The organism is Bradyrhizobium ganzhouense (assembly GCF_049949285.1).
GTDB lineage: Bacteria > Pseudomonadota > Alphaproteobacteria > Rhizobiales > Xanthobacteraceae > Bradyrhizobium > Bradyrhizobium ganzhouense.
The window spans coordinates 3,494,510-3,507,853 of record NZ_CP181318.1 but is presented as its reverse complement, the minus strand read 5'-3'; the positions used below and the strand labels follow the sequence as shown (position 1 = coordinate 3,507,853).

General features: G+C 65.6%; 11 protein-coding genes. 10 read left to right on the top strand and 1 reads right to left on the bottom strand.

Annotated features, from left to right (window positions below; genetic code table 11):
• Window position 1: 1 nt before the first annotated feature.
• Genes ACLFLU_RS15880 through ACLFLU_RS15840 form a run of 9 tightly spaced genes read left to right on the top strand, consistent with a single transcriptional unit; the run spans window position 2 to window position 9,106 of the window.
• Window positions 2-478 (top strand): (2Fe-2S)-binding protein, encoded by a 477-nt coding sequence (locus ACLFLU_RS15880; RefSeq protein ID WP_018318070.1) that lies wholly within the window; start codon window positions 2-4, stop codon window positions 476-478.
• 12 nt (window positions 479-490) lie between these two features.
• Window positions 491-2,083 (top strand): xanthine dehydrogenase family protein molybdopterin-binding subunit, encoded by a 1,593-nt coding sequence (locus ACLFLU_RS15875; RefSeq protein ID WP_426413105.1) that lies wholly within the window; start codon window positions 491-493, stop codon window positions 2,081-2,083.
• Complete coding sequence (locus ACLFLU_RS15870; RefSeq protein ID WP_426413104.1) at window positions 2,084-3,106, top strand: xanthine dehydrogenase family protein molybdopterin-binding subunit; 1,023 nt, start codon at window positions 2,084-2,086, stop codon at window positions 3,104-3,106.
• 12 nt (window positions 3,107-3,118) lie between these two features.
• On the top strand, window positions 3,119-4,000 hold the full coding sequence (locus ACLFLU_RS15865; RefSeq protein ID WP_426413103.1) for an AAA family ATPase: 882 nt from the start codon (window positions 3,119-3,121) through the stop codon (window positions 3,998-4,000).
• Window positions 3,997-5,118: a vWA domain-containing protein gene (locus ACLFLU_RS15860; protein ID WP_426413102.1), complete on the top strand. Its 1,122-nt coding sequence runs from the start codon at window positions 3,997-3,999 to the stop codon at window positions 5,116-5,118. Before ACLFLU_RS15865 ends, ACLFLU_RS15860 begins: the two co-directional genes overlap by 4 nt.
• Window positions 5,115-5,999, top strand: coding sequence for an amidohydrolase family protein (locus ACLFLU_RS15855; RefSeq protein WP_426413101.1), 885 nt, complete (start codon window positions 5,115-5,117; stop codon window positions 5,997-5,999). Before ACLFLU_RS15860 ends, ACLFLU_RS15855 begins: the two co-directional genes overlap by 4 nt.
• 29 nt (window positions 6,000-6,028) lie before the next feature.
• On the top strand, window positions 6,029-6,877 hold the full coding sequence (locus tag ACLFLU_RS15850; RefSeq protein ID WP_280710592.1) for an MBL fold metallo-hydrolase: 849 nt from the start codon (window positions 6,029-6,031) through the stop codon (window positions 6,875-6,877).
• Between the two features lie 21 nt (window positions 6,878-6,898).
• Window positions 6,899-8,476 carry an isochorismatase family protein gene (locus ACLFLU_RS15845; protein ID WP_426413100.1) on the top strand — a complete coding sequence of 526 codons (1,578 nt, stop codon included), beginning with the start codon at window positions 6,899-6,901 and terminating at the stop codon, window positions 8,474-8,476.
• Window positions 8,477-8,479: 3 nt separating this feature from the next.
• Window positions 8,480-9,106, top strand: coding sequence for an FMN-dependent NADH-azoreductase (locus ACLFLU_RS15840; RefSeq protein WP_426413099.1), 627 nt, complete (start codon window positions 8,480-8,482; stop codon window positions 9,104-9,106).
• Between the two features lie 42 nt (window positions 9,107-9,148).
• Here ACLFLU_RS15840 and ACLFLU_RS15835 read toward each other — a convergent pair whose 3' ends face one another.
• Window positions 9,149-10,138 (bottom strand): Bug family tripartite tricarboxylate transporter substrate binding protein, encoded by a 990-nt coding sequence (locus ACLFLU_RS15835; RefSeq protein ID WP_426413098.1) that lies wholly within the window; start codon window positions 10,136-10,138, stop codon window positions 9,149-9,151.
• Between the two features lie 356 nt (window positions 10,139-10,494).
• Here ACLFLU_RS15835 and ACLFLU_RS15830 point away from each other — a divergent pair, with 356 nt between their 5' ends.
• Window positions 10,495-13,335, top strand: a complete 2,841-nt coding sequence (locus ACLFLU_RS15830; protein ID WP_426413097.1) for an ATP-binding protein — start codon at window positions 10,495-10,497, stop codon at window positions 13,333-13,335.
• The last annotated feature ends 9 nt before the right edge of the window (window positions 13,336-13,344 follow it).

Below are 13,344 nucleotides of genomic sequence, written 5' to 3'. Positions count from 1 at the left end.
CATGTCCAAGATCCCCCTGCAATTTCGTCACAATGGCCGCGACGTCGCAATCTTCGTCGACGGCGGCACCAATCTCCTTGTCGCGCTGCGCGAGCTGATCGGCGACATGACGCCGAAATTCGGTTGCGGCCAGGGCGGCTGTGGCACCTGCAGCGTGCTGATCGACGGTGAGCTTCACCTCTCCTGCCTGACGCTGGCGGAAACTGTCGCCGGCCGCTCGATCGAGACACTTGACGGTATGAAGCAGGGCCCGAACCTGCATCCGCTCCAGCGCGCCTTTGCCGACCATTTTGCTGCCCAGTGCGGCTATTGCACCCCGGGCATGCTGATGGCCGCAAAGGCCCTGCTCGACCGCAACCCGTCGCCGAGCCGCGACGAGGTCATTGAAGCCATCTCCGGCAACATCTGCCGCTGCACCGGCTACGAGCCGATCATCAATGCCATCCTCGCCGCCGCCGGCGGCCGGGTCAGCGCGTAAGGGAACGCGACCATGCTGGAACTGCGCAAGGACATCTTCGCCGACGAGCGCGATGACAATCTGAAGGAGATCGGCAAGGGCACCCAGCGCCAGGACATGCTCGGGCATGTCACGGGCACGTCCAGCTATTTCAACGACCACAAGCTGCAGGGCATGTTGCATCTGAAGGTCGTCCGCTCGACCCAGGCGCACGCCAGAATTCGCCGCATCGACACCACCGAGGCCGAGCGATCGGCCGGCGTGCGCCGGATCATCCGCGGCGCCGACGTGCCGGTCAATCTCAACACGCTTTTGAGCCTGATCAATTTCGGCAAGGACGACGAGCCGTCGCTCGCGGTCGACAAGGTCCGCTACAAGGGCGAACCGATCATCGCGATCGTTGCCGACAGCGAGCGCGAGGCCTTCGAGGCCGTCGCAAAGGTCAAGGTCGACTACGAACCATTGGCGGCGGTGTTCGACGTCGAGGACGCGCTGAAGCCTGGCGCGCCCGTCGTCAACGAGACCTATCCCAAGAACACGTTCACCTATCACGAGACCTACGATCACCAAAAACTTCGCTTCGGCGACGCCGACGCGGCGCTGGCGACCGCCGACCACGTGCTGGAGCAGCGCTACCAGATGTCGCCGATCGAGCACGCGCCGACCGAGACCAATGGCGCGATAGCGGCCCCCGACACCAACGGCCGCTATGTGGTCTACACCTCGACGCAGGCGCTGTTCTTCTCGGTCGACACCTGCGCTAAGATTCTGGACGTGCCGTCCAACACTTTCCACTTCATCGGCGGCACTGTCGGCGGCGGCTTTGGCGGCAAAGTGGACACGCTGACCGAGCCGCTCGCCATCCTCGGCGCGATGCTGACCGGGCGGCCCGTACGCTACGTATTCGGCCGCGAGGAGGAGATGCAATACGGGCCGCCGCGCGGCGCCGAGCGCATCTACATCAAGGACGGTGTGATGCGCGACGGCCGCGTCGTCGCGCGCAAGATCCGATGCTATTTCGACAGCGGCGCCTATACGCGGCTGTCGAGCTACGCCGCCGTGAAATGCGCCGCGCATCTGCCGGGCCCCTACACGATCCCCAATGTCTATGGCGACGTCTATTGCGTCTTCACCAACCGGACACCAGCCACCGCCATGCGCGGTTTCGGCGTGACCGCGATGGACTTTGCGATCGAGTGCCAGATGGACAAGCTGGCGCACCTCGTGGGCATGGATCCGATGGAGTTCCGTATCCTGAACGCCTATCGCGACGGCGACATGAAGGCGCACCGGCGCGAGGCCAAGAACACCGCGCTGATCGAATGCGTCCAGGTCGCGGCCGAAAAGGCAAAATGGCCACTTCGCGAGGAGTTCAAGCGGGCGTCCTCGCGCAAGGACGGCGGCGGTAGCCGCGCTGTCATCCCGCCGACCCCGACGGATTCTTCGCGCGCCCGGCCAACCGCTCCGGCACAACAGCGCACCAGCTACGACCGTCTGCCGCCCACCGTCACCCGCGAACCGCCGCGTGAGCCGCCACCGCCCGCTCCGCCGCCGCCCTCGCCGCGGCCGACTGCGCCCTCGCATGGCGCGACCCGTTTCTCCTCTGTCTTCGGCAGGAGGCGCTAGATGGCCCGGCATCGCGGACGCGGCATCGCGTCGATCAACTATCCCATCGGCATGAACCTCGGCGGCGACCCCAGCCAGGCGCTGGTGCATTCCAACCCGAGCGGTAAGTTCACGGTAGCGCTGTCGTCGATCGACCTGGGACAAGGCATGAAGTCGGTGACGCGGCAGATCTGCGCGGAGACACTGGGCGTGCCCGTCGAGGACGTCTATGTCGACACCGCGGATTCCGACACCGGCCCGCATTGCATGGGCTCGTTCGCTTCGCGCGGAACGCATCGCGTCGGCAACGCGGTGATGGCGGCGGCCCGTGAGGCGCGCGGCGTCATGATGGAAGCCGCCGCCGAGGAGCTCGAGGTCAACGCAGCCGATCTCGAGACCGACGGGCGCGGCAACATCCACGTCAAGGGCGCGCCACACCGCTCGATCTCGACCAAGGACGTCGCGATCGCTGCGCAGTTCAAGCAGGGCAAGACCATCTCGGGCCGTGGCATCTTCCTGGTACCGCTCTCTGAAGTGAATCCGGAGACAGGCGAAATGTCGCCCGCGACCTGCTACGCCCACGCCTGCCTCGTCGCCGAGGTCGAGGTCGACGACGAAACCGGCGAGGTCGCGATGGTGCGGATGGACTCCGCCTATGAGCTCGGCCGAGCGCTCAATCCGCGCCTCGTCGAGCAGCAACTCGTCGGCGGCGCCTGGATGGGCGTCAGCCATGCGCTGTATGAGACGCCGGAGCCTTATTATCCCGAGCCCGTGCACGGCCCGCGCGACTTCGTCGAATATCTGATGCCCGGCCCCGGCGACATCTGCCCGCATGACATTGCCGTGCTGGAGCGCCCTGCCCCTGATGGTCCGTTCGGCGCCAAGGGTCCGGGTGAGATGTGTGCGAACCCCGTGCTGCCGGCGGTAGCCAACGCGATCTTCAACGCGGTCGGCGTGCGCATCGATGATCTGCCGATCACGCCTGAAAAAGTGCTGCGCGCCATCAAGGCCCAGGGCGGCGCGCGGCCGCAGGCGCGACGCTAGAGGTTTCGGTTCATGGCGGTCCGCAGCAGCATCGTCGGCATCGACAGCCCGGAAGCGCTGGAGAAGGCGCTGCGCGCGGCCTACTACCTCGCCGACGAGGGCCTTGCGACCGCCGCCTATCTCGGCCTCGCACTCGGCAAGCCGCTGCTGCTGGAGGGCGCGCCAGGTGTCGGCAAGACGGAAGCGGCAAAGGCCATCGCGGCCGTGCTCGGCCGCCGGTTGATCCGCCTGCAATGCTACGAAGGTATCGACGCCTCCGCGGCGCTCTACGAGTGGAACTACCCCCGTCAGATGCTTGCAATCCGCCAGGCCGGCGACGAGACTATCGATATCTATGGCGAGACGTTTTTGATCGAGCGTCCCATGCTGGCGTCGCTGCGTGCTCCAGACTCCACGGTGCTTCTGATCGACGAAATCGACCGCGCCGATCAGGAGTTCGAGGCCTTCCTGCTCGAATTCCTCTCGGACTTCCAGATCTCGATCCCCGAGCGCGGCACAGTGCGTGCGGCCGAGCGCCCCGTCGTCGTGCTGACGTCGAACCGCACGCGCGACCTGCACGAGGCCTTGCGCCGCCGCTGCGTCTACCACTGGATCGACTACCCCACCGAAGAGCGTGAGGCGCGCATCGTCATGCTGCGAGCCTCCAGCGTTGCGGAGGCGACCGCACGGGCCGTGGTCGCAGCCGTCGGCAAGCTCCGGCGCGAGCCGCTGAGCAAGGCGCCCGGTATCGCCGAGGCCGTCGACTGGGCCGAGGCCGCAACGCTCCTGCACAAGGGCGGTGCGCGCTGGCCCGATGCCTTCAAACGCTCGATCGGCGTGGCTCTCAAGGACGAGGAGGATCTGCACTTCATCTCGCCCCGGCTGGACGCGATGTTGGCGGAGGCAACCGCATGAGCACCGCGCCCAAGCTTCCGCGCGCCGCGCGCATCTTCGTCTCTTTTGTTTCGCTCTTGCGCGCCAACAGCTTTGCGGTCGCCCCGGAGCAGACCACCTCGTTCCTCACCGCGATCGAGCTGCTCGGCCCGCGCGACCTCGGAGACATCAGGCAGGCCGCACTGGCCACCCTCGCACCGCCTCCCGAACGCCGCGCGACTTTCAACCGGTTATTCGACCTGCACTTCCGCGGCAGCGAAGCGCTGGAGCGCGTTGATGACGGCGAGGACGACGAGACCGTCAGGCTGCAGGAGGAAGGCCGCGGCGACGAGGAGCCGCTGCTCTCCGACGACGCCAATGAATCCGGCCTGACCGCCACCCGCACCGAGGCGCTTGTTGAGCGCCGCTTTGCGCAGCTCTCCACGACAGATGCGCTTCGTCGCCTCTCGCGTGAGGCCCCCCGCCGCCTGCCGCGGCGCCGCGGCCATCGCCGCATGCGGGCACGCCGCGGCCCCTTTGCCGATCTCCGCCGCACCTTGCGCGACTCCGTCCGCAACGACGGCGAGATTCTTCGGCTGGGGCACATGAAGCGGCGCCAGCGCCCGCGAAAGTTCCTACTGCTGATCGACGTCTCCGGCTCGATGAAGAGCCGCACTGAAGACAACATGAAGCTCGCCCACGCTCTTGTGCAGGCGGCGCCGAACGTCGAGGTCTTCACCTTCGGCACGCGGCTGACCCGCGTCACACGCGCACTGCGGCTGAAGCGCCGCGAGCAGGCCTTGAGCGCGGCCGCCCATCTCGTCAGCGACTGGGACGGCGGCACCCGCATCGGCGACGCACTGCAGGCGTTCCTCGCAGTGCCGCGATTCGGCGGATACGCGCGAGGAGCGGCCGTGGTCGTCGTCTCGGACGGACTGGAGCGCGGCGAGCCCGACGCCCTCCGTGACGCGGTGGCCAAACTCTCGCGGCGCGCCTGGCGCGTCAGCTGGCTGACGCCGCTCGCGGCGGGCTCGGGCTTTCGCCCGCAGACCGAAGCGCTCATCGCCATCGAGCGTTTCGTCGACGATCTCGTCGACGGCGGGTCGAGCGCGTCGATCGTCTCGCATGTACTGGCATTGGGACGAAGGAGAGTTGCGTGACCGAGATTGTCGACGGCCATCATCATATCTGGCGGCAGGCCGACCTGCCCTGGCTGGTCGGCCCGATGCAGCCGCGCATCTTCGGACCCTACGAGGCCATTCGCCGTGATTACCCGATCCAGGAATATCTCGACGACCTCAAGGGCAGCGGCGTCACCCGCTCGGTCTACGTCCAGACCAATTGGGCCAACGACCGCTTCGAGGACGAAGCCGCCTGGGTACAGCGAACCGCCGACGAGCACGGCTGGCCACATGCCATCGTCGCCTATGCCAATTTCGCGGTGGACGACGTGCGCCCGCAGCTTGACCGCCTGATGCGCTATCCGCTGGTGCGCGGCGTACGGATGCAGCTGCACTGGCACGAGAACCCGCTGTATCGCTTCGCGGCAAAGCCCGATCTTTGCATCGATCCCATGGTCCGGCGCAACATTGCGCGCCTCGCCGATTACGGCTGGAGTTTTGATCTCCAGGTCTTCACACCGCAGATGCCCGATGCGGCGCAGCTTGCGGAGTCCTGTCCCAAGGTGACCTTCATCCTTCAGCATGCGGGCATGCTGGAAGATCTTGCGCCGGCGGGACGCGCGGCCTGGCGCGCTGGCATGGCCCGGCTCGCGGTCTGTCCGAATGTGGTCTCCAAGCTCTCGGGGCTCGGCACGTTCATTCATCGCAACGACCCCGCGCATATCGCAGCCGTGGTTACCGACACCGTCGCGATCTTCGGCGCCGATCGCTGCCTGTTCGGCTCCAATTTCCCGATCGAGAAATTGTGGACCAGCTATCGCGAGCTCGTCGACGCATTTCGTACCGCGACAGCCCCGCTGAGCGCCGAGCAACGTGATGCGATCTTCAGAGGCACCGCAACGCGTGTCTATCGGCTTTGACAGAAAAAGCAGAAAAGGGAGGGAAACGAATGGCGCTGGAGATCAAGATCCTGGACTACGGCGATATCGAGCTGGAATCGAGCTTCCTGGTGCTCGGTCGCGACTGCGGCCGCACCCGCCGCGTCCTCACGCTGGGCTTTCTGATCCTCGGCGGCAAGTATCCTGTTGTGGTCGACACCGGCTACCGCTCCAACCAGATCATGGAGACGCTGGGCATGAGGGGCCTGCAGTACCATGAGAACATGATCGAAAACCAGCTCGCCCGCCACGGCGTGCGCATGGGCGACGTCCGCTTCGTCTGCCACACCCATCTGCACATCGACCACGCCGGCAAGGACGATCTGTTCCCGATGAATACGACCGTCGTCCTCAACCGCAAGGAGCTGGAATATTCGGTGTCCGGCCTGATGCATCCGCAATATCCGGCCCCGGACATCAAGCACCTGATCGACCGCCTCCACACCAAAAGCGCGCTGCGTTTCCTCGACCTCGAGATCACCGGCCCGATCGAGCTGATGCCCGGCGTCTATTGCGACGCCGCCAACGCCCACACCGAGGGCTCGATGAACATCATCGTCGAGACCGCCGACGGCATCGCCACCATCTGCGGTGACGTGATCTACGATTTCAACGACCAGATCGTCACGCCCTTCAACGAGATCCACGACTGGGAGCCGCGCACGACGGGCAACCACGGCACCAGCAAGCGCGCCGAGAAGGCCGCGATCAAGAAGCTGCTCAGCAACTCGCGCTATCTGCTGCCGGTGCACGACCGCCCCGCCAAGATCGAAGGCGGCAACGTCGTCGGCCGGCTCCACGACCAGGTCCCGGGCCCGATCGTGCAGTCCCTGCCCGCGCGCAACTGGTTCCCGGCCTAAGATGATCTTGAGGACCGACCGATGACACACGTCACCTTGCGCTCCGAATTCGAGACGTTGATCGACCCTTACGCACCCGTTGCGCAGGTCGGCACGGGTTTTGACTTCACGGAAGGGCCGATCTGGCACCCGGTCGATCACTATTTGCTGTTCTCGGACATGCCGGGCGACGTGCGCCGGCGCTGGGATGCGCGGCGCGGCGTCGCCGAGGTCAAGCGTCCGTCGAACAAATGCAACGGCATGACCTACGACGCCGAGCTCAATCTGATTGTCTGCGAGCACGCGACCTCGTCGCTGATCCGCGAACGGCCGGACGGACGGCGCGAGGTGCTTGCCTCGCACTTTGGCGGACAGGAGCTCAACAGCCCCAACGACGTCTGCGTGCACTCCTCGGGCGCGATCTATTTTTCGGACCCCTGGTATGGCCGCATGCCGGTCTATGGCGTCGAACGGCCGCGCCAGCTCGGCTTCCAGGGCGTCTATCGCGTGGTACCCGGCGGCGAGCCCAAGCTGGTGGTCGACAGAACTCTGTTCGATCAGCCGAACGGACTGTGCTTCTCGCCCGACGAGAAACTGCTTTATGTCAACGACACCGTGCAGGCGCTGATACGCGTGTTCGACGTCAATGCCGACGGCACGCTGTCGAACGCGCGCGTGTTCGCAAGCGGCATCCGATCCGAGCTCGAGCCGGGCCTGCCCGACGGCATGAAGTGCGACCAGCACGGCAATGTCTGGGTCACCGCGCCCGGCGGCGTCTGGGTCTATTCGCCGCGCGGCGAGCTGCTCGGAAAGGTTCGCGTGCCCGAGCTCGTCGCCAACCTCGCCTGGGGCGGATCGGATTTCCGCACGCTGTACCTGACCTCGACGCATTCGGTCTACGCCATCCCGACCAGGACCGGACCGCGCCATGAGCCCTATATGAGTGGCAGGCGGAGTGGCGGCGGCGACACGAGCGCCGGACCTGCAGCCGCGGCGCCGATCCTGGCCGACGGCGAGTTGCGCCTCGATCCCAACCGCTGCGCCATGATCATCCAGGACCTCCAGAACGACGTCATCATGGATGGCGGCGCGTTCGCCCAGTCCGGCGCGCCCGGGCACGCCAAGCAGCAGCATGTCGTCGAGAACGTCCGTCGCCTGGCGGAGACGGCGCGGGCCCGCGGCGTCACCATCATCCATGTCTGGTTCGTGGTCGAGCCCGGCGCGCCCGGGGTGACGCTGAACGCGCCGCTGTTCGAGGGCCTCGTCGACAGCAAGGCCATGGTCCGCGGCAGCTGGGGGGCTGCGCCGGTCTCGGGCCTCGAGCCGCGCCCTGGCGACTTCGTGGTCGAGAAGATGCGGATGAGCGCCTGGGAAGGCACCCGGCTGGAGACGATCCTCAAAGCCACCGGCCGCGACATGATCATCAACACCGGCGCCTGGACCAACATGTCGGTCGAGCACACCGCGCGCACCGGCGCCGACAAGGGCTATTTCATGATCGTGCCGGAAGATTGCTGCTCGACCATGAATGCCGACTGGCACTCGGCCTCGATCAACTTTGCCATGCAGAACGTCGCTGTCGTCACCCGCGCGGACGCCGTCATCAGAGCGCTGGGATGAGCGGTGGCAAAGCTTTTGCACCTCTCCTGCTCCCCGCGCGCCGATTCCGAGTCGAGCGCCGGTGCCCGACTCTTCCTTGACGGCTTTCACCAGGCCCGCCCGGACTGGGACATCGACGTCGTCGATCTCTGGCACGAGCGCATGCCGGAATTTGCAGGTCCCATCGTCGAGGCCAAATATGCGCGGATGAGCGCGCAGGCCTTCAACGACGCGCAGCGCGACAGCTTCGCGGAGGCCGAGCGGATGGCGCTGCGCTTCGCGCTGGCCGATCGCGTGCTGATCTCGACGCCGATGTGGAATTTCGGCATCCCCTACAAGCTGAAGCAATGGTTCGACATCGTCATCCAGCCCGGACTGACGTTCCGCTTCGATCCGGCGCAGGGCTATTTAGGGCTGCTGAAAGACCGGCCGACCATCGTCATCCTCGCCTCCGGCAGCGACTTTGCCACCGGCATGAACCGGGGCCGCATCGACATGGCGACGCCCTATTTGCGCGAGGCACTCCGCTTCATCGGCATCAGCGACGTGCGCTTTGTGCCGATCGGCCCAACGGCAGGCCCGGCCGAGCCGATTCGCGCCGCCCGCGACACTGCCCACCGCCGCCTCGCCGAGATGGCGAAGCGGTTCTGAGCTGCGCCCGGGTATTTTGCCCGATGGCACAGCGTCGCCTTCTTACAGCGCCTTAAGCCCGATCGACTTGATCACGGGAGCAAGGCTTGCCGACGTGGCATCGACAATGCGTTGAAACTTGTCCGGACTGGAATCGCTGTCCGGTTCCATGCCTTGCGCGCGATATGCCGCCTGGAGCGCGGGATCGGCCATCGCCGCGCGTGTCGCCTGCGTGATCCGGTCGATGATCGCATCGTCGGTCAGCTTCGGCGCGAACAGGCCGAACCATCCCTCATAACTGAGATCCGGCATGCCCGATTCAATGGCGGTCGGGATATCAGGCGCGCCGCTCAACCGCTTCTCGGGTGTGACCGCGAGCAGCTTTATCTTGCCGGCCTCGCTCAATTGCAGCAATTGAACCGACATGACAGCAACGATGAGAGATATCTGGCCGGCGACGAGGTCGTTGGTAGCCTGCGCGATCCCCCGATAAGGAACGTGGACGATATCCAGCCCGCCCGCCTGCTGCTTGAACAATTCGCCGACCAGATGATTTCCGGTGCCGATGCCGGGCGTCCCGTAAGACATCGTGCCGGGTTTGGCCTTGGCGTAAGCGATCAGCTCTTTCAGATTTGTGGCCGGCACAGACGGATGGGTGGCAAAAACCAGCGCACTCCTGATCAGGCGATAGATCGCCCGGAAATCGCCGACGGAATAGCTGGGATTCGCCGTCGTCAGCGGAATGATGACCTGTGTGCTGCCATTTCCCAGAAGCAGCGAATAGCCGTCGGGCGCATCGCGCGCGATGGCGGTCGTCCCGATCGCGCCGCCTGCACCGCCGATGTTCTCGACGAAAGCCGGACCGAGCTGCGATGACATCTTCTCCACCCAGGGACGCCCGATTTCATCACCCGAGCCGCCGGCTCCATAGGGGACCACCAGCCGAATGGGGCGCGATGGATATCCTGCGGCGCTTCTGCAGCGTGGAAATCCGGCGACGGTCGCTGCAAATGCAGCTGCATTGACGAATCGTCGCCGCGAGAGGGAGGGCATGTCCTATTCCGAAGGTGGGCTGCTTGTGATCGGTAGCGGGACCGGCTCCCGAAACTTCATTCGCAGCACGATGCGGCTATCGTCAATGGCGAGCGCGATCGGCGAGGCGACGGCCTGGCGAGCAAAACGGTGGTCTCCGCCGTTTTGCGGCATGCGCCCCCGACCCGGACAGCGCCGTTTCGAGCACAGGCCTAAGCTATTCATTGGAAAGCAATATTTTGCAACAACAGATCAATCCATGCAGCCGGGATCGGACCGCTGGCTACCCCCCGCTGCTTTCACCTAGTTTACTCACCGCGTCGATCTGGTAGACAAAGTCAAAGATTTTTGACTCCCTGCCGAGGGGGCTGTGGTGCGTGCCAGACGATAACAACCATGACTCGGCCATATCCTTTGGGCCATTTCGACTGTTTCCGAAGTCCCGCCTCCTGGAGAAGGACGGCGCGCATCTTCACGTCGGCGGCCGCGCGCTCGACATCCTGATCTTCCTGGCCGAGCGGCCCGGCGAAGTCGTCGACAAGCGCGAGCTGGTCAAACGCGTCTGGGCCGACGTGAATGTCGACGACGGCAGCCTCCGCTTCCACATCGCAGCACTGCGCAAGGCCCTCGGCGATACCGGCAAGTCCGCCCGCTATGTCGTCAACGTCCCCGGGCGCGGCTATTGCTTCGTCGCATCACTCGCTCAGGTTGCTCCCGCGCTTCCCGCTCCCTCGGTTGATGTCCCTCTCTCCCGTTCCCTTCCCGCTCCGCTCGCCCGGGTGATCGGGCGAGATGATGTCATCGAGAAGATTTCGACCGGGCTGGCGCAACATCGTTTCGTCACCGTGGTCGGCCCCGGTGGTATCGGCAAGACCGCAGTGGCCGTGACCGTGGGCCATCGCCGGCTGGCCCATTTCGACGGCAACGTCATCTTCGTCGACTTCGGACCGGTGAGGAAGCCCGAACTCGCCGCCATCACCATCGCATCGACGCTCGGGCTGTCCATCAATGCGGAGGATCCGGTCCCGGCGCTGCTGACGCATCTCCAGGCGAAACCGACGCTGCTGATCTTCGACAGTTGCGAGCACGTGCTGGAGACTCTCGCGCCACTGGTCGAACGTCTGGTTCGCGAGGCACCGCGACTGCATGTGCTCGCGACCAGCCGCGAATCCTTTCGTAGCGAAGGCGAACGGATCTTTCGACTGTTTCCCCTGGATTGTCCGCCCCGGCGCGATGACCTCGCCGTGGCCGACATCCTCGCCTATCCCGCAGCCCAGCTCTTTGTCGAACGTATCGCGCAGAGCTCCGGGCCGTTTCAGCTCAGCGCGGAAGAAGCACCGCTGGTGGCGGACATCTGCCGCCGCCTTGACGGGATCGCGCTTGCGATCGAGCTCGCGGCGGGGCGCGTCAATGCCTATGGCATCGCCGGCACGGCGTCCCTGCTCGACAGCCGGTTTTCGCTGCAATGGCGCGGCCGGCGCACGGCGATCCCGCGGCACCAGACGCTCAGCGCCGCACTGGACTGGAGCTACGACCTTCTTCCCGCATCCGAGAGCGCGATCTTGCGGAGGTTGTCGGTGTTCGTCGGCTCGTTCGCGCCGGAGGCGGCTGCGGCTGTCGCGTCGGGCGATGGGCTCAGTACGGCGGCGACCATGGAGGCGATCGACAATCTCGTCACGAAATCGCTGATCGCGCCGTCCGGTGCGCGAACACTGCGTTATCGCCTGCTGGACACCACGCGCACTTACGCGCTCGGGAAGCTGAACGAGGCCGGCGAAGCGAAGCGGATCGTGCAGCGGCACGCCGAATATTTTCGCGACCTGTTCGAGCGCGCCGAGGCCGAGACCTCCGCGCCGCTGTCGGACTGGCTTGGCGTCTATGGCGCGGAGCTCGACAATCTGCGCGCCGCGCTGGATTGGGCCTTTTCGCCGGATGGCGATGCACAGCTCGGCATCGCGCTGACGGCGGTGGCGGTCACGCTCTGGATCCGTCTTTCGCTGTTCTCGGAGTGTCGCGAGCGCACCAGAACGGCGCTTGCCGCGCTCGGAGACCACGGCGACGAGCGCGTGCGCATGCAGCTCCTGGCGGCGCTCGGCTGGTCGCTGATGTATGGCGAAGGACGCGCACGCGAGGCACGCCCGATCCTCGAGGCCACGTTAGAGCTGGCCGACAGGCTCGACGACAAGGATTTCCGGCTGCGGGCGCTCTGGGGCCTGTGCATCGACCAGTTCAACAACGGCGCGTTCGGCAAGGCGCGCGCGCTGGCCGATCGTTTCGCCGAGGCCGCTTCGAGTTCACCCGACAAGACCGATCTCATGCTGGCCGACCGGTTGACCGCCGTGGCGCTGCATTATCTCGGCGACCAGAACGGAGCCCGGATTCGCATCGACCGGGTCAATGCCTCCCTGCACGTGCTGGCCGAGAAGCCAAAGATCTTCCCGCTCGATGTCAAACTATCGACACAGTACTTCCGCGCCCGCATCCTGTGGCTGCAGGGTCATGCCGATCAGGCCCTGGCGCTTGCCGAGCAGAACATCCACGAGGGCCGAGCCAATGGCCACGCGCTGACCTTTTGCAGCGTGCTCGGACAGGCCGCCTGCCCGATTGCCTTTCTGGCCGGGGACTACGACGCTGCCGAGCGCTACGGCACCGAGTTGCTCGAGCATACCGATCGCCACGCCATACGACTCTGGGGTCTGTGGGCACGCGCCTTCAACGCCCTGGTCATCGCCAAACGCACCAACGTCGAGACGGGCTTGCCGCTGCTGCGCGACGAGCTCAATCGCGCCGGCGATGCGCGCTTCCTGCCGCGCTTTCTTCCCCTGCTCGGCGAACTCGCGGCCTGTTTCGGACAGGCCAACCAGATCCACAACGGCTTCGATACAATCGAGAACGCGTTGGCGCGTTGCAACGACAGGCAGGAACGCTGGTATCTGCCGGAGCTGCTTCGCATCAAGGGTGAGCTGATGCTGAGGGAGTCCCCCCAATCCGAGGCCGCCGACGCCTGCTTCCACGAGGCCATGGACCTGGCCGCACAGCAGGGCGCGGACTTCTGGCAGCTGCGATGCGCCATCAGCATCGCGCAGGTCAGACTTGGACGGGACCAGCGCGCAGACGCACTTGCTGTTCTGGAGAAGGCGTGTGGCGCGATGACCGAAGGATCTGGTATCGCCGACATGCGGACCGCCCGCGATCTCATCGCGCAACTGAAGTCCTGACCCGGGCGT